Raw genomic sequence first — 16,044 nt, forward strand, 5'->3', positions numbered from 1 at the left:
GTGGAAATGTTGCTTGAAGTCAGTTACGCTCTGGATACCTTCTATTTCCTGATGTCCGGGATGCTGGTCATGTGGATGGCCGCCGGGTTCACCATGCTGGAGTCCGGGCTGGTCCGCTCCAAAAACACCGTGGAAATCTTGACCAAAAATATCGGCCTCTACTCCATCGCCTGCATCATGTACATGCTTGTGGGCTACAACATCATGTATGGAGACTCTTCCAGTTCGATCATCCCCGGCTTGAGTTTTCTGGTTGGCGGAGACAATTCCGTCGCCGATGTCGTCGCTGGTGGCGAGGACGCCCCATACTATTCGAACATCGCCGACTTTTTCTTTCAGGTCGTCTTCGTGGCCACGGCCATGTCGATCATTTCCGGCGCCGTGGCCGAGCGGATGAAGCTCTGGTCGTTCTTCGTCTTCGCCGTGGTCCTGACGGGCTTCATCTATCCCATCCAGGGGTACTGGAGTTGGGGTGGTGGTTTTCTCGACGGGCTGGGATACTCGGATTACGCCGGATCAGGCATTGTGCATATGGCCGGTGCGAGCGCCGCCTTGGCCGCGGTCCTGCTGCTCGGGGCCCGTAAGGGGAAATACGGTCCGGACGGGCAGATCAACCCGATCCCCGGCGCGAACATGCCTTTGGCGACCTTGGGGACGTTCATCCTCTGGATGGGGTGGTTCGGGTTCAACGGCGGTTCCGAGTTGAAGGTGTCCGACGTGGAGTCGGCCAATGCCGTGGCCATGGTCTTCGCGAATACAAATTTGGCCGCCGCTGCTGGGGTCATCGCCGGACTCATCACTGCACGGGCGCTTTTCGGTAAAGCGGACCTGACCATGGGACTGAACGGAGCCCTGGCCGGTCTGGTGGCCATCACCGCGGGGCCGGACACGCCCTCCATGCTCCTGGCGACCATTATCGGCGCTGTCGGCGGCGTCATCGTCGTCTTCTCCATCGTCGCCTTGGACAAATTGCGCATCGACGATCCGGTGGGCGCGATTTCCGTACACGGCGTGGTCGGCATCTGGGGGCTGCTCGCGGTGCTTCTGTCCAACGAGGACGCGACCCTGGTGGGCCAGTTGGCCGGCATCGTGTGCATCTTCGGGTTCGTTTTCGTCACCAGCTTGATCCTCTGGATGATCCTGAAGGCGACCATGGGGATCCGCGTGGACGAGGAAATGGAATATCAGGGCATGGACCTGGCCGAATGCGGTCTCGAAGCCTACCCGGAGTTCACCGGATCGGGGGGCTCCCGAAAGTAACCTCCAAGCTTTTCAACCTCCTCGAAAAAACGGACGGGCGGCAAAGGTGCCGCCCGTCCGTTTTCTATTTTCAGTCCCCTCAAGGCGTCTTACAAAAACTCTTCACGTTCCTTGAACACCTCGCGAAGTTTGCTTAGTTCGGCTTCATCCCGGGTATGTGAATGCTCCTGAGCCCGCGTCAGATGAAACTGGTATTGCCGTTTGTCTCTGGAATAGAGAGCGGCATAGGCGAGATGGAGATGCGCGGAAAAAAGACGCCCTTCCTGTCCAAGGACTCTGCCCAACAAGGCATGAACCGCGGACTGCTCGGGAAGCTGAGCCAGGATGCGTTCCAAAAGAGGAATGGCTTCGGTGGGTTGGCCAAGGGCGATTCGCGCTCTGGCGTAATGATAGAGCGCCATTTGGTCCTTGGGGTTGCGCAGAACCGCATCCTGGAGGTGGCGAACCGCGACGTCGAAATCCCCCTGGCGCAGAAAAAAGTCACCTGCCTCCCGCAGGACCAGGGAGTCTCCGGAAGCACAGGCCAAGGCCTGTTCAAAAGCGGATCGAGCTTCAAGGATTTGGTTGCCCCGATCCAGAGCAATGGCTTTTCCGAGGGTGTTCAGGCAGGGATCAAGCCTGTCCTCATGAAAAAAGGCCAAGGCTTTGTCCGGTTCCGTATAGCGGGCCATGACCAGCATCCGGGCCCGCTGGTAGGCGGTGTTGCGCTCCTGGCGGTTCCGGACTTCCGGGGGCATTCTGTCCACGCGATCCTTGAGATAGGAAATCCGCTCTTCAACTCCAGGGTGGGTGCTCAGATACAAAGGGAACGAGCCGCCGAGCCAGCGCAGCTTCCGGATGGTTTCAAAGGATTGGACCATGCCTTGTGGTGGAAATCCGGCGGCCACGAGATAGTTCATCCCAACCTGGTCGGCTTCCCTTTCATCCTCTCGACTGTAGGCGAGCATGGCACTGTGCCCAGCGGCCACCGACCCGTAAACCATGGCGGACTGGGCGTCTCCTCCCAGAAAAACTCCGGCCAGAATTCCGAGCAAGGACGCAAGATTGACGAGTTGGGCCTTTTCAATGCGGCTGGCGATGTGGCGTTGGGAAACGTGGGCCAGTTCGTGGGCCACGACCCCGGCGAACTCCGATTCATTGTCCAGGTGTTGCAAAAGGCCTGTATGGACGAAGATGTGGCCCCCGGGCCCGGCAAAGGCGTTGAGCGCACCATGCCGGATCACCCCGACCTGAATGGGGAACGGCTGTGGCGGCATATGGACCCGTAACTGCTCCACGACGCTTTCGACATAGGTGAGGACTTCCGGATCCTCGACCAGGGGCATGCGGGACCTGATCAGAATGTTGAATTTACGGCCCAGTTCGATTTCATCGGAGATGGTAAACCGGCCCAGGGACAATTGGGCGGAAGCCGTTGGGGGCCGTATCGCGGAAAAGGCCAGCACCAGCAGGACGACGATTCCGAGGAATGCGACATAGATAGGCTCGAGCCGACGGATTGTTCTCGGAAACGGCCGAATTGCCGGGCGTCGGGTTTGGGCCGATCGGAGTCGAGGGGAGAGCAACGGAGGCATCCTCCGAATATAGTCATGAAAAGGCAGCGTGCAAGACGACCGGCGTCGCCCTTGGCGATGTTTCGCCGGAACTTCGCTGAGGACTATTTGTTCATCATGTCCAAAAACTCGCGGTTGCCTTTGCTGCCGCGCATCTTGCCCAGCAGAAAGTCCATGGAATCGTGGGTATTCATGGGAGAAAGCACCTTGCGCAAAATCCAGACGCGATTCAGGACGTCCTCGCTGAGCAGGAGTTCCTCCTTGCGGGTCCCGGAGCGGTTGATGTCGATGGCCGGAAACATGCGTTTGTCGGCCAGATGCCTGTCCAGATAGATCTCCATGTTACCGGTTCCCTTGAACTCCTCGAAGATGACCTCGTCCATGCGCGACCCGGTGTCGATCAATGCCGTGGCAATGATGCTCAGGCTTCCGCCTTGCTCAATGTTTCGCGCCGCGCCGAAAAATCGTTTCGGGCGCTGGAGGGCGTTGGCGTCCAGGCCGCCGGACAGGACGCGACCGGAAGAGGGGGTGACCGTGTTGTACGCGCGTCCCAGGCGGGTGATGCTGTCGAGGAGAATCACGACGTCGTACTTGCGCTCCACCAAGCGCTTGGCTTTTTCCAGAACCATTTCGGCAACCTGCACATGCCTGGTCGGGGGCTCGTCGAAGGTGGAGCTGACGACCTCCGCGTTGACGGTCCGCGCCATGTCCGTGACCTCTTCCGGACGTTCGTCGATCAACAGCACGATCAGGTAGATGTCCGGATGGTTGGTGCTGATGGAGTTGGCGATGGTTTGCAGCAGAACGGTTTTCCCGGTTCGCGGCGGCGCGACGATCAGTCCGCGTTGTCCCATGCCGATGGGCGTGAGCAGATCAATGATCCGCGAAGCGTAGTTTTCCTTGCCGTTTTCGATGACAAAGCGCTTGTCCGGGTAAATGGGAGTCAAGTTGTCGAACAGGACCAGTTGCTTGGACTTTTCCGGTGGGGCGAAGCCGATTTCCTTGACCTTGAGCAAGGCGAAATATCGCTCGCCGTCTTTGGGGGGGCGGATTTGTCCGGAGATGACGTCGCCGGTACGCAAACCGAATCGTCGAATTTGGGATGGAGATATGTAGATGTCGTCCGGCCCGGGCATGTAGCTGTACATCTGCGAACGAAGAAAGCCGAACCCGTCGGGAAGAATCTCCAATACGCCTTCTCCGAATATGGAGCCGTTTTGTGATGAGCAGGCTTGCAGAAGCGCGAAAATAAGCTCCTGTTTCCGCAAGTTGCTCGGGTTCTCCACCTTGAACTGGTTCGCCAGTTCAGTCAACTCATACATGGACTTGGTTTTCAATTCGGACAAGTTCATAATTCGTACCTTCGCTCTAATCTCCCGCAAGAAGTTTCAGTAAAACGGCATTGCTGATCTATTCAAAAGAAGAACAAAAATATGATTGGACATGGAATGAGTCATGTCGCAACACGATTGAAGAACCGATGTTAAATCAAAACACCGGAAAAAAGAAATGGCCTAAAACAAGGAAGAGTGGTGTGTCGAAAATAGGCAACGTTATGTGATATGCAAAAAAGCGGATATGCTACGCTAGTATAGTAAGTCGTGTGAAATCGACGTTTGACGTCGCACGGCGTCCCGGAATATTGCGCCGGAGAAACTAAGTATGAAGATGGTCATGCGTGGATGGAAGATGGCCTTATATGGAAAAAGAAATTTTGACAAGCGGTCGGTGCAATAGAGAGAAGCGATGAGTCGAAATTTGCGTGGATGGAATGGAATGAAAATGAAAAACCGAGACAGTTCGACACCAATGACGCGTTCTTTTTAACTTACCGAACAACAGCTCGATTTGGCAAGATTTTTTCGAAGCTCCAGCGAGGTGCTTTGCTTGGTGGAAGAAATCGCTGCTTTAGATTGTTGCTGATGATCAAGACCCGGCTCATGCCGGGATCAGGCCGGGAAATTTAATCTTCGTGAGGAAAAACGGCCTTGGCCGTGAGTCGAGTCGAAGAGCAAGCCGACGAGGTCTCACTTTTCCTCCTGCTCCGGCTCGGTGCTTTGATCCTCTTCAGCGGGCTTGAGAATGTCTTCAAAAAAAGAATAGATTTTGGTGCGGATGTCGGCCGGAGTGCTGTCCAGACAAAAAGCCAGTTCCGTGGTAATTAAATGCAAAGCTTGTTCCAGTAGGCGTCGCTCTCCGAAGGACAGCTCCTTGTCCTTGCCGATCAGGATCAGTTCCTTGAGGACATAGGCAACATCCCGGAGGTTTTCACTTTTTAGTTTTTCCGAGTATTCGCGGTATCTTCGGTTCCAGTTTTGACCCGTGTATCCGGTAAAGTCGGATCGGTCCCGGATATATCCCAACATATCTTCGCCCTGCTCGCTGGTGCATAAGGCGCGAAGGCCGACGTTCACGGCGTTGTGCACGGGAACCATGACCATGACATTGTTGTTCAAGATACGAATAATGTACAGGTTCGTCGGACAACCACCGATTTCCTGACTTTCGATTTTCTCGATTTTTCCAACACCTTGTGCCGGGTAAACTACCAAGTCGTTAACCGAGAACACGTTCACCACTCCTGATATGAGGTACTGATCGAGCATAATCCCCTAATGACTTTTTTCACAATATCCTGAAGTCGACGAAGAGTCTATAATTTTCTCTCATGAGAAATCAAAGGGGGGTCGGTCGGTTTGGCTCGAAGCTCGGCTTTCCGTTGACTGCCGTGTAATTCTTGCATTCCCGCGGCCAACCCGTTGGTGCAAAACATCGTGACCGCCGTGACCGCCGTGGCCAGTGTCCCGGAAAGGGCGGCCAGCCCTTCTCCGTGAAAGGGGCGCAAGACATAACCCGCCGGATCATGACCGGACGGAGGACGGCCTATGCCGACGCGCAGCCTGGGGAAAGCGTTTGTTCCCAAGGATTGAACGATGGACAGTATCCCCTTGTGCCCGGCGGCGCCTCCTCCCATTTTGAAGCGCAGGACGCCGGGAGGGAGGTCAAGTTCATCATGAACCACGAGGATTTGCTCCGCGGGGATGCGGTACCATCGGGCCAGCGGTCCAACGGCGTCTCCGCTGCGATTCATGTAGGTCAAGGGTTTGACGGCCAACCAGGTTGAGCCGTTGCTCTCTCCTCGATGGAGTTCACACTTTCCCACTGGAGCCTTTACGGCTTGCCAAACGTTTGGAGAAGCGGAAAAAAGAGCATCCAGGGCCAAAAAACCCATGTTGTGCGGAGTGCGCTCGTATTCCGGGCCGGGATTGCCCAGACCAACAATGAGCCCGCGAAAGCCTCGGCTTTGCATGTGGAGCTAAGGAAAAAGAAGAAAAGGAGTTCGAACGGCGTTACCCGGGGGTGCCGCGGAGCCATACGAAATTCGTACGCCGTGACGATGAATTGCCGGGAAAGCGGAGGGCGGCGACGCCCGGAGAGAAAAAATCTCCGCCTTGGCCAAAGGTTTAAGAAGTTCGGCCAAGGCGGGAGAAGATTACTCGCCCTTTTCCGCTTCCCCTTCCTCGGTCTCGGAATCGCCGGCCGAGGGGCTGACGACGCCGACCACCGCGAAGTTGTCTTCAAATACGAACTCCACGTTATCGGGGAGCTTCAGGTCCTGAACATGCACGTTGTGGTTGATTTCCAACGCCGTGACGTCGATGACGATTTTCTTCGGAATGGACATAGGGAGACCGACGACCTCAAGTTCGTCCCGAAAAATTTCCAGCATGCCGCCGAGAACGACGCCTTTGGGCTTGCCGGTGACTTCAACGGGGATGTAGACATTGATCTTCTTGGTCAAGTCCACTCCGAAAAAATCGACATGGGTGATGGCACCCTTGACGGGATGGTACTGAATATCACGGATGATCGCCGGATGTCGCTGGGCTTCACCGTCTTGTTTGATTTCCAGTTGAAAGACCTGCGAGAGCCCGACCTTGTTGTACAGTTTTTGAAGCGGTGTCCGCTCAGCGGAAAAAAGCACGTTCGCTCCTTGGGCATTGTAAAAAATGCCCGGGACAGAAGCCTTGTTGCGCAGCCTGCGACATTGCCCCGTACCGGTTTCAGAGCGGACATCGACGCTAAGGGTTGATTGATTGGACATGCCTGTATCTCCTTAAGGGAATTGATTAGACAAAGAGGACGCTGACCGAGGATTCGGTGTGGATGTTGTGCACCGCCTTGGCCAGGATGCTGGCCACGGACAGCGCATGGATCTTGTCGCAGGCTAGGGCCTCGCTTTTCAAGGGAATCGTGTCCGTAACGTAAACTTGGTTGAAGGCCGAATCCTGCAAGCGCTTCACGGCGGGACCGGAAAGAACGCCATGCGTGGCGCAAGCCACGACGCTTTTTGCCCCCTTGTCCATGAGCACTTTGGCTGCCTGGACCATGGTCCCGGCGGTGTCGATCATGTCGTCGAGCACCACCGCGACCTTGTTTTCCACGTCGCCGATGACGTTCATGGCTTCAGCCTGATTGGGGCAGACCCGGCGTTTATCGATGATGGCCAAGCTCGCGCAAAGGCGTTTGGCATAGGCCCGGGCACGCTCCGTACCGCCGGCATCGGGTGAAACGATAACCAAGTCTTCGGGAACGTCGGTCAATTTCTTGATATTGTCGAGCAGAATCGGGGCCGCGTAGAGATTGTCCACGGGAATGTTGAAAAAACCCTGAATCTGTCCGGCATGAAGATCAATGGTCAACAGGCGATGCACACCGGCGACGGTCAGAAAGTCGGCCACGAGCTTCGCGCTGATAGGCGCACGGGGGACCACCTTGCGATCTTGCCGGGCGTAGCCGTAATACGGAATCACGGCGGTGACCCGCTTGGCACTGGCTCGCTTCAGAGCGTCCAGCACAAGGCACAGTTCCATCAGGTTGTAGTTGACGGGGGCACAGGTGGGCTGCACGACGAAGACATCGTCTCCGCGGACATTGTCGCCGATCTCGACGCGAATCTCTCCGTCGCTGAATGTTTCAACCAGGCAAGGCGTCAATCTGGTACCCAGGTGATCGCAGATGGCCTTGGCCAGGGGAGGGTTCGCGGAACCGGAGAGGATTTTCAGTTCGCCATGGAGAGCCATGAAGAGATTCCTTGAATTAAATGGCTGGGGTGGGAGGATTCGAACCTCCGAGTGCGGATTCCAAAGACCCGTGCCTTACCGCTTGGCGACACCCCAATTGATCAATTTGCCGAGTTTCGAGGGCTAGAGAGGATAGACGTACGTAGGAATGTCCCACTCCCGGACGCGGCCGGCCGCTTTCTCCGCTTGGGCGGATGCGCGGAACACGGCGAACAAGCTTGCTCCACTTCCACTCATGACCGCGCCGCCGGCGCCGCAGGACAAAAGCATTTCTTTAACGAGCCGCAATCGTGGATGCGCCGCGAACACCGGCAACTCAAAGCTGTTGCGAAAGACGGAAATTGGCAAAGCGGGGAACATATCCTGAGCGATTTGCGGTGTCAAGGGAAAGGGGGGCGATGTTTTTTCCAGGCAAGTCTCGTCCCAGGCCTTGTAGGCCCAGGCTGTGGAAACATGGACCCGGGGGCAGGCCAATACCACGGTCAGCCCGTCAAAAGGAAGGCAAACCGGAGTCAAGCGATCGCCTCGTCCGGTGGCCCATGCCGGGCGGTTAAGCAAAAAAAACGGGACATCCGCTCCAAGATTGCCCGCCAAGGAAATGAGGTCGGCGTCATTCAAGCGCAAAGCACCGGCTCTGTCGTTCAGGAATTTCAGGAAGGCCGCCGCGTCGCTGCTGCCGCCCCCGAGTCCGGCACCCATGGGGATGTCTTTTTGCAGGTGAACGTTCACGTCCGGTCGAAAACCCGTCGTTCTACCGAAATACTCATAGCACCTGGCGAGGATGTTCTCTTCGTGAGGCACCGCATCCTCGGAGCAGGTCAGCGTCAGTCCGGTACCGGAGGCGCTGGGGGTGACGGTCAAAACGTCGTGCGGGGTCGGCAGCGGCAGGAACAGCGTCGCCAAGTCGTGGTATCCATCGTCTCGAAGCCCGAGGATTTCCAAAAAAATATTGACTTTGCAGCCCGCGAGCAGTTTCGTCGGCAAAAAATGAGGCGTGGACATGATCGTTGCCGCATAGTCGATCCACGGAGAAATCACAATAAAAAAGGGCGGCGTTTCGAAGCGCCGCCCTTTTGAGGTTGCTTGAAGCGAGAGAGTCTATTCCAGGGGAATGGTCCGGAAGATGGTTTGGGCCTGTCGGCGGATAAGCAGCATGACCACGCCCTTTTCCGTGGCGTCTTCACGCAGGACCCGTTGAAAGTCGTCTACGGAGTTGACGGGCTGTTGGTTGGCTTCCATGACGATGTCGCCGGCGCGAACATCGGCTCGGGCGGCTTCGGATTCGACCTCCACGGCGGTGACCAGCAGGCCTTGCGGACGGGTCATGCCCATGGCCCTGGCTTCACGCTCGTCGATGGGGCGCAAGGAGACCCCCAGGGATGTTTCCTGGTCCTCCGCCCTGGGGGACGGCGCACCGCGTTGGGCCAGACGCTCCGCATCCCTGGTGCCCAGGGTGACAGTAAAGGACTGCTTTTCGCCTTGGCGCATCACCTCGACCTTGACCGATTCACCGGGAGTCTGCTGGGCCACGACCCGCAAAAGAGAGCCGGAGTCCACCACCGCCTGTCCGTTGATGGAAACCACCACGTCCCCGGAGCGCAGTCCCGCCTTGGCGGCGGGTTCGTCCGGGATCACCTCGGCGATCAATGCGCCTCGGGTGGACGTCAGCCCCAGGGCTCTGGCCGAGTTATCGTCTAGATCCTGAATGGTCACGCCCAACCATCCACGCTGAACCATCTTGTTTTCCTGCAACTGGGCGATGATTCCGCGGGCCATGGTGCTGGGGATGGCGAAGCCGATGCCCTGCCCCGAGGCGACGATGGCCGTGTTGATTCCGATCACCCGCCCCTGCATGTCCAGCAACGGACCGCCGCTGTTGCCGGGGTTGATGGAGGCGTCGGTCTGGATAAAGTCGTCGTAGGGACCGGAGCCGATGATTCGGCCCTTGGCGCTGACGATCCCGGCGGTCACCGTATGGGCCAAGCCGAAAGGGTTTCCGATGGCCACGACCCACTGACCGACCTTGGCCTGGTCCGAATCTCCGAACTCCAATACGGGCAAGGGCCGATCCGCCTCAATCTTCAGCAGGGCCAAGTCCGTTTCCGCGTCTCGTCCGACGACCTCGGCTTGGTAGGAGGTGTCGTTATCCAGCAAGTTGACAGTGATCTCCGAGGCGTCGCGGATCACATGATTGTTGGTCACGATGAAGCCGTCTGCAGAGATGATGAAGCCGGAACCCAGCGACTGAGAACGCCTGGTCGGAGCCTGATCACCGAAAAACCTCTCGAATTGCTCAAAAAAATCATCAAAAGGTCCTCCGCGACGCTGAAACGGAGAGAAAAATTGTCGCAAACTGTCATCTCCGGAAACAATGCGCACGGAACTGATGTTCACCACCGCCGGAGCTGATTTTTCGGCCAAGTCGGTGAATTCGGGGAGCCGGGCGTGAGCGAAGGTGACGCTCCATAGCAACAATAAGGCAAAAACCGATAGCAGCTTCTTAATGAAAGGTAGCACGAATTATTCCTCCTCAGGTGAAATCATGGTTTATTATTGTATTACTGTGGGGTGGGTTCAGCCCGGAAGAACATGTAAAACTACATGCTACGGCAAAAAAAACAAAGTGCTTGATTCCAACAAATCCAACACGGGTATCAATTTCTGGGTCCAACACTTGTGGATACAGAAATTCCCCCTGCCGTGGCCCAAACCCTGGCACCTTGAGTAGAGTCTGCCAGAGTGAGAATGGTCTCCGCAATACCAGCGCTATTTGTCGTCACTCCTGTGAGACCAAGGTCGCCATTGTTTGTGCTGAAAAGAACATTTATTCCCGGTGCCGGGAATCCACGAGTGTCTGTGACCGTGGCCCGAATTCGCCAAGCTTGAGAGACCCCCCCACCAGACTGGCTAAAGGCCTCCAGTCGAATATCACCAATAACCACTCCATCGCCGACCTTGATGGTCGTCGTGGCCCGTGCGCCGCTGGCAAAGGAGGCCTCCACGATATCCGTGCCGCTTTTTGAACCAGCGTGAAAAATAGCTCGGGCTTGGTTGTTGGCGTCTAGTCGGTCGTTGACCACGTCCAAGTGGGAACCACTTTCATTGTGTCGAATCGTAAAGGTTACCTTTTCGCCGAGGGCGTCGCCGGTCACACTGTTCGTGGCCTCAGCGGTGAGGGTGGTCCTGCCGCCCACGGGGACATCCGCGGGATCTGAACTCAGTGTCACCGAAGTAACCGTGCTTCCTCCGCCGCAGGAAATCAGAAGCAGGGTGACGAAAACGAGAAAGTACGCGCGGAATGAACGTATAATCATGATCGTGCCTCTCGAAGGTTATTGTCAGACATATGGTGAATGGGTTACAGGGTTACTAAGTTAAGAGAAAATTTGCCCCGCGGCAAGCGACTCGCTCATTTTGCCAATTATATCGAGAGTGAATTGCCAACATCTTCAAGGAGATCATGTTCGTGAGAATTCACCATATTCTTGTCATGGTTGCCGTGACCGGCCTTCTCCTCTCCTGTTCCCAAAGCGTCCATGACGACTCGCCCCTGAACGATGTTCCTGGTGTGAACGAATCGGAAATTTTGATCGGCTCGTCGTTGGCGCTCAGCGGGCATGCCGGTTTTTTGGGAACACAGACCCTGAACGGGGCGTTGTCCTACATCAATCATGTCAACGAGCAGGGCGGGGTGCATGGACGCAAGATTCGGGTGATCGCCTATGATGACGGATATGATCCGCCAAGATGCCTTGCGAACACGCAGAAGCTGATCGTTGACGACCAAGTTTTCGCGCTCTTCAGTTACGTCGGCACTCCGACCACTGTCAAGATTCTCCCATTGATCGAGCAAGCTCAAATACCCCTCCTGGGAATCTTCAGCGGGGCGAACGCGTTTCGGGAACCGTTCAATCGGAATATCGTAAATATTCGGGCCTCGTACTATCAAGAAACTCAGGAAGTCGTTCGCCATTTTGTCGAAGACCTCGGCCTGACCAGGATCGCCGTATTTTATCAATATGACGCGTATGGTTTCGATGGATTGAAAGGAACCGAGCTGGCCCTGCGGGCGTATGATTTGGCGCCGGTGGCCAGGGGCAGTTACACCCGCGGCACCCAGGACATTGATGAGGGCTTGGAGGCCATCATGGAATCCCAGGCCGAGGCCGTGATCATGGTCGGAACCTACGACGCCTGCGCGAAGTTCATCAAGCAGGCCCGTTCTCGCGGGTTCTCTCCACTATTTCACAACGTTTCGTTCGTGGGATCCGAGGAATTGGCCCGCATCCTGGGCAAGGACGGAGACGGGGTCATCATCTCTCAGGTGGTTCCTCCTCCGGACTCGCTGGAATCGCAAGCCTTGCTGTGGGGCGTGGTGGAGTATCTGGAGCGGCACAAACGTGCCTTTCCGGAGGATCAGCCCAACCTTGTGGCCCTGGAAGGCTACATCAACGCCAAGGTCTTGGTGGAGGGGCTGCGACGGGCTGGACGCAACCTGAGCAGGGCGCGCTTCATCGACGCCATTCAATCCATCCAGAACTATTCCCTGGGCATCGCCAACACCCTGTCTTTCGGGCCGACGAACCATCAAGGGTTGGAGCGGGTTTACTTCACGATCATCCAGAATGGACGGCTGGTGATCTTGACCGATTGGAACCGGCTCACGGCGGAAGTACGGCATGATCCGTCGGCGACTTGTTCGGAATAGACCCCATGCCGGATACGAAACGGTTCGGATCGACCCCGAGGAGCATGATGAGTTCCTTGCGAGAAGCCAGCCTCAAGAACAAGATATTTTTCTCCACCCTGGCCATGGTGTTGGTCATCAGCGCGGCCATCGCCCTGTTGGCGAGGTGGATTCTGATCTCCAGCCTGGTCAATGAACTGACCGGTCGCGGCATCGCCATCGCTCAAAGCATTGCGGACCAGGGCCGCGGCTACGTGTTGACCCGGGACCACCCGAATCTGGTCAGTCTGATCTTTGACGCGGCCCAACTCGGCGAGCGGCGGATGCTCGTGGAATACATCTTTATCCTGGACGATGAGCGAAACGTCCTGTCGCATACCTTCATCCGTCCGTTTCCGGAACCGTTGATTTCCGCCAACCCCATTCCAGCGGACAAGCAGTACAGCGTGACCAAGTTGATCATCGACGACGCCTCGGTCTACGACATCGCCGTGCCGATTTGGGAAGGCATCTACCCCATCGGCACCGTTCACGTCGGTTTGAAGCAAAAACACATCGACCAGTTAATCGGCAAGTTGCGCATTACATTCCTTGGCTTTATATGCGCAATTTTCCTTATTATTTTTCTTGTCAGCCATAAACTCTCCAAGTACGTGACCAGATCGTTGACCCAGTTGACCAAACTGGCCGACGAGATCACCCGGGGCAACCTGGACATGAAACCCTTGGGACTGGAGGATGCGGACAAGGAGGAGCACTGTCCGGCCTACTACAACATGGACCTGCCCTGTTGGTACGTGGACAAGACCCTGGGCCGGGTCAGCCCCGACTACACCCCGGAGAAACCCGCCTACTGCACGGATTGCGTGGTCAAAAAGAAAAAGTCCGGCGACGAGGTGGAACAGCTGGCGGATTCCTTCAAGCACATGGTTCGCAGCATCAAGCTCTACCGCAACCGAGTCCGGGAGTCCGAGGAAAAATACCGCTCCCTCTTCCGAAGCGGTCCGGCCCCGATTTTCGTGCTCAGCACCCGCACATTCCGAATTTTGGACGCCAACCCCAGCGCCTTGAGCACGTATGACTATTCCAAGGAGGAGATGCTGAAGACGTCGTTTCTGGAGCTGGCGCCGGAGTTCAAGAATCGGTTTACCGCCTATTTCCAGGACAATCCTGGCGCTGAAAGCTTCATCTATCCCAAGGCCATGCATTTCAAGAAAGGGGAAGTGCCCTTTTACGTGAACGTGGTGGCCTGCAAAACGCGCTACCTGGAACGCGACGCGATCATCGTATCCACCTCGGACATCACGGAAATGCTGGAAAAAGACGCCCAGTTGATCCAGGCCAGCAAAATGACCAGCCTGGGCCAGCTTTCCGCGGGGATCGCCCATGAACTGAATCAACCGTTGAACATGATCAAGATGGGCAGCGAATTCCTGGACATGGCGGTGAATGAGCAAATGCCGCTTTCCAACGAAAGTTTGTGCGAAATCAGCAATGAAATGAGCGCCCAAGTAGACCGGGCAACGGAGATCATCAATCATTTAAGGGAATTCGGCCGTAAGTCGGACTTCTCCAAGGAGCCCATCGACATCAACAAGCCGGTGCGCGGAGTGATGTCCATCATGGCCCATCAGTTGAGCCTGCAAAACATCGTTGTTACCCTCGACCTGGGCGAGAACCTTCCACCGGTGTCGGCTCATGTGAATCGTTTGGAACAGGTCTTGTTCAATCTGGTCACCAATGCCAGGGATGCGATTCAAAGCCGCTACAAGACCCTGGAAGAGGAAGGACGCCGGGAGATCGTGATCCGCTCCTTCCTGGATCAAGACCGGGTTTGTCTGACCGTGTCGGATACCGGGTGCGGAATGAGTCCGTCCGTGGCGGAAAAGATTTTCGATCCGTTTTTCACTACAAAACAGACGGGGATGGGCATGGGGCTTGGGCTGTCCATTTCTTACGGCATCATCAAGGATTATGATGGGACTATCGACATTAAGAGTGAGGAGGGTGAAGGTACGACCTTCGTGCTTTCGTTTCCCGTTACTCAGGAATGAATGGAGGCTGGCTGATGCGCAAAATACTCGTTATCGACGATGAAAAGCCGACCCTGTCCATGTTTCGCCTGTTTTTGAACGCCTACGGATTTACGGTGTTCACCGCGGAGAACGGCGAGGATGGGTTGGTCGTTTTCCAAAAAGAGCAACCGTCCATCGTGATTACGGACATCAAAATGCCCGGGATGGACGGCCTGGAGGTCCTCAAGCGCATCAAGGAGATCAATCCCCTGGCTGAAGTGATCATCATCACCGGACACGGGGACCTGGATCTGGCCATCCGTGCGCTGAACATGAACGCCACGGACTTCATCAACAAGCCGATTCAGAAAGCCGCCCTGGACCAAGCCTTGCGACGCGCCGAGGAACGGCTGACCATGGCCGAAAACGAGGAAAGGGAGATTTCCTGGGTCCAGGAGGACGATATGGCCTGCATCGACATCCGCGGCAACGTCAACGCCGCCTCCGAGCCGGTGCTATTGGAGGCTTACGGTCACATCTCGGCCTGGAACGTCCCCAAAATTCTTTTTCGCTTCAACGAGAACGCCTCGATCAACGGCGCCGGCATCGCCGTTCTGATCCAGCTCCTGACGGAGAGCAAGCAGCGCGGCCAATCCGTGATCCTCACCGGTCTGGCCGAGAATTTTCGCAAGGTGTTCGAAATGGTCGGGGTGACCAAACTGGCCCGGATCGTTCAGGATGAAGCCGAGGCGCGCTCCGTGTTGAGCGGCATGCCGGCTTGAAACCACTTTCACGTAATCGTCGGAGAAACAAATATGCGCGGATTTACAGGCAGATACTTGGTTCTGGTATGGTTGTCGCTGGCGTTGCTCGTCGGCCAGGCTTTCGCCGCAGGACCTCTGGGCGTCGGTGAACGACATCCGGAGATTTTGGCCTTTACGTTCCCCGCTCCGGAGGTCCCGGACCATCGAATTTACCTGAGCCTCGAGGAGGAACAGGACAGCTTGGCTTTGGCGGACATGGAGCGGGACCTCTTTCTGATTGAGATCGTCGGCGTTTACTGTCCTATCTGCCATAACCAGGCTCCGGACATCCTGCGCCTGTACCAACGAGTTCAGCGCGACGCGGAAATGGCGGGCAAGGTAGCCATGGTCGCCGTGGCCGTCGGAGCCACGCCGATGGAAATCGCGCACCTTCACCGGACATGGCGCTTTCCCTTTCCCATTCTTCAGGATGGGGACTATGCCTTGCACAAACTGATCGGTGAACCGGACACCCCGTACACCTTTATCCTGGATCGTGACGGCTCCGTCCTCTACACTCACCTGGGCCGCACGGATATCGACAGTCTCTTCAATCGGCTCAAACAGTTACCCTGAATCTTGTTTTCCTGATTCCAGACCACCGATTTCCCCAGCGTCTCGCGCCGGGGATTCGGTCGAGGA

Annotated in this window: 14 protein-coding genes and 1 tRNA gene; 5 read left to right on the forward strand and 10 right to left on the reverse strand. The window is 56.4% G+C overall.

Annotation, left to right across the window (positions count from 1 at the left end; genetic code table 11):
- Nucleotides 1-6: 6 nt before the first annotated feature.
- On the forward strand, nucleotides 7-1,260 hold the full coding sequence (locus DESLA_RS0111185) for an ammonium transporter (RefSeq protein ID WP_035261734.1): 1,254 nt from the start codon (nucleotides 7-9) through the stop codon (nucleotides 1,258-1,260).
- An 89-nt stretch (nucleotides 1,261-1,349) separates the two neighbouring features.
- Here the strand turns inward: DESLA_RS0111185 and DESLA_RS20115 are convergent, their stop codons facing one another.
- The 10 genes from DESLA_RS20115 to DESLA_RS0111235 all read right to left on the reverse strand — a co-directional run bounded on the left by DESLA_RS20115 (nucleotide 1,350) and on the right by DESLA_RS0111235 (nucleotide 11,211).
- Nucleotides 1,350-2,705 (reverse strand): beta-barrel assembly-enhancing protease, encoded by a 1,356-nt coding sequence (locus DESLA_RS20115; RefSeq protein ID WP_169732620.1) that lies wholly within the window; start codon nucleotides 2,703-2,705, stop codon nucleotides 1,350-1,352.
- Nucleotides 2,706-2,917: 212 nt separating this feature from the next.
- On the reverse strand, nucleotides 2,918-4,165 hold the full coding sequence (rho, locus tag DESLA_RS0111195) for a transcription termination factor Rho (RefSeq protein WP_028572509.1): 1,248 nt from the start codon (nucleotides 4,163-4,165) through the stop codon (nucleotides 2,918-2,920).
- Between the two features lie 675 nt (nucleotides 4,166-4,840).
- Nucleotides 4,841-5,383, reverse strand: a complete 543-nt coding sequence (locus DESLA_RS0111200) for a CarD family transcriptional regulator (protein WP_028572510.1) — start codon at nucleotides 5,381-5,383, stop codon at nucleotides 4,841-4,843.
- 83 nt (nucleotides 5,384-5,466) lie between these two features.
- Nucleotides 5,467-6,123, reverse strand: a complete 657-nt coding sequence (gene pth, locus DESLA_RS20120) for an aminoacyl-tRNA hydrolase (RefSeq protein ID WP_051434612.1) — start codon at nucleotides 6,121-6,123, stop codon at nucleotides 5,467-5,469.
- Nucleotides 6,124-6,306: 183 nt separating this feature from the next.
- Nucleotides 6,307-6,918: a 50S ribosomal protein L25/general stress protein Ctc gene (locus DESLA_RS0111210; RefSeq protein ID WP_028572511.1), complete on the reverse strand. Its 612-nt coding sequence runs from the start codon at nucleotides 6,916-6,918 to the stop codon at nucleotides 6,307-6,309.
- Between the two features lie 25 nt (nucleotides 6,919-6,943).
- Entirely contained in the window at nucleotides 6,944-7,897 is a 954-nt protein-coding gene (locus tag DESLA_RS0111215) for a ribose-phosphate pyrophosphokinase (protein WP_028572512.1), read from the reverse strand.
- Between the two features lie 21 nt (nucleotides 7,898-7,918).
- Nucleotides 7,919-7,993: transfer RNA gene (locus DESLA_RS0111220), tRNA-Gln, on the reverse strand.
- Between the two features lie 27 nt (nucleotides 7,994-8,020).
- Nucleotides 8,021-8,899: a 4-(cytidine 5'-diphospho)-2-C-methyl-D-erythritol kinase gene (gene ispE, locus DESLA_RS0111225; protein WP_028572513.1), complete on the reverse strand. Its 879-nt coding sequence runs from the start codon at nucleotides 8,897-8,899 to the stop codon at nucleotides 8,021-8,023.
- A gap of 96 nt (nucleotides 8,900-8,995) precedes the next feature.
- Nucleotides 8,996-10,414, reverse strand: a complete 1,419-nt coding sequence (locus tag DESLA_RS0111230; protein WP_337833223.1) for a DegQ family serine endoprotease — start codon at nucleotides 10,412-10,414, stop codon at nucleotides 8,996-8,998.
- Between the two features lie 137 nt (nucleotides 10,415-10,551).
- Nucleotides 10,552-11,211 carry an Ig-like domain-containing protein gene (locus DESLA_RS0111235; protein WP_028572515.1) on the reverse strand — a complete coding sequence of 220 codons (660 nt, stop codon included), beginning with the start codon at nucleotides 11,209-11,211 and terminating at the stop codon, nucleotides 10,552-10,554.
- Between the two features lie 146 nt (nucleotides 11,212-11,357).
- Here DESLA_RS0111235 and DESLA_RS0111240 point away from each other — a divergent pair, with 146 nt between their 5' ends.
- The 4 genes from DESLA_RS0111240 to DESLA_RS20125 are packed head-to-tail and all read left to right on the forward strand — an operon-like array spanning nucleotide 11,358 to nucleotide 15,978.
- Nucleotides 11,358-12,605, forward strand: a complete 1,248-nt coding sequence (locus tag DESLA_RS0111240) for an ABC transporter substrate-binding protein (RefSeq protein WP_028572516.1) — start codon at nucleotides 11,358-11,360, stop codon at nucleotides 12,603-12,605.
- A 5-nt stretch (nucleotides 12,606-12,610) separates the two neighbouring features.
- Complete coding sequence (locus DESLA_RS0111245; RefSeq protein WP_337833224.1) at nucleotides 12,611-14,638, forward strand: ATP-binding protein; 2,028 nt, start codon at nucleotides 12,611-12,613, stop codon at nucleotides 14,636-14,638.
- A 14-nt stretch (nucleotides 14,639-14,652) separates the two neighbouring features.
- Nucleotides 14,653-15,381: a response regulator gene (locus tag DESLA_RS0111250; protein WP_028572518.1), complete on the forward strand. Its 729-nt coding sequence runs from the start codon at nucleotides 14,653-14,655 to the stop codon at nucleotides 15,379-15,381.
- 33 nt (nucleotides 15,382-15,414) lie between these two features.
- Nucleotides 15,415-15,978 (forward strand): TlpA family protein disulfide reductase, encoded by a 564-nt coding sequence (locus DESLA_RS20125; RefSeq protein WP_028572519.1) that lies wholly within the window; start codon nucleotides 15,415-15,417, stop codon nucleotides 15,976-15,978.
- Nucleotides 15,979-16,044 lie beyond the last annotated feature (66 nt).

Source organism: Desulfonatronum lacustre DSM 10312 (assembly GCF_000519265.1).
GTDB classification, from domain to species: domain Bacteria; phylum Desulfobacterota; class Desulfovibrionia; order Desulfovibrionales; family Desulfonatronaceae; genus Desulfonatronum; species Desulfonatronum lacustre.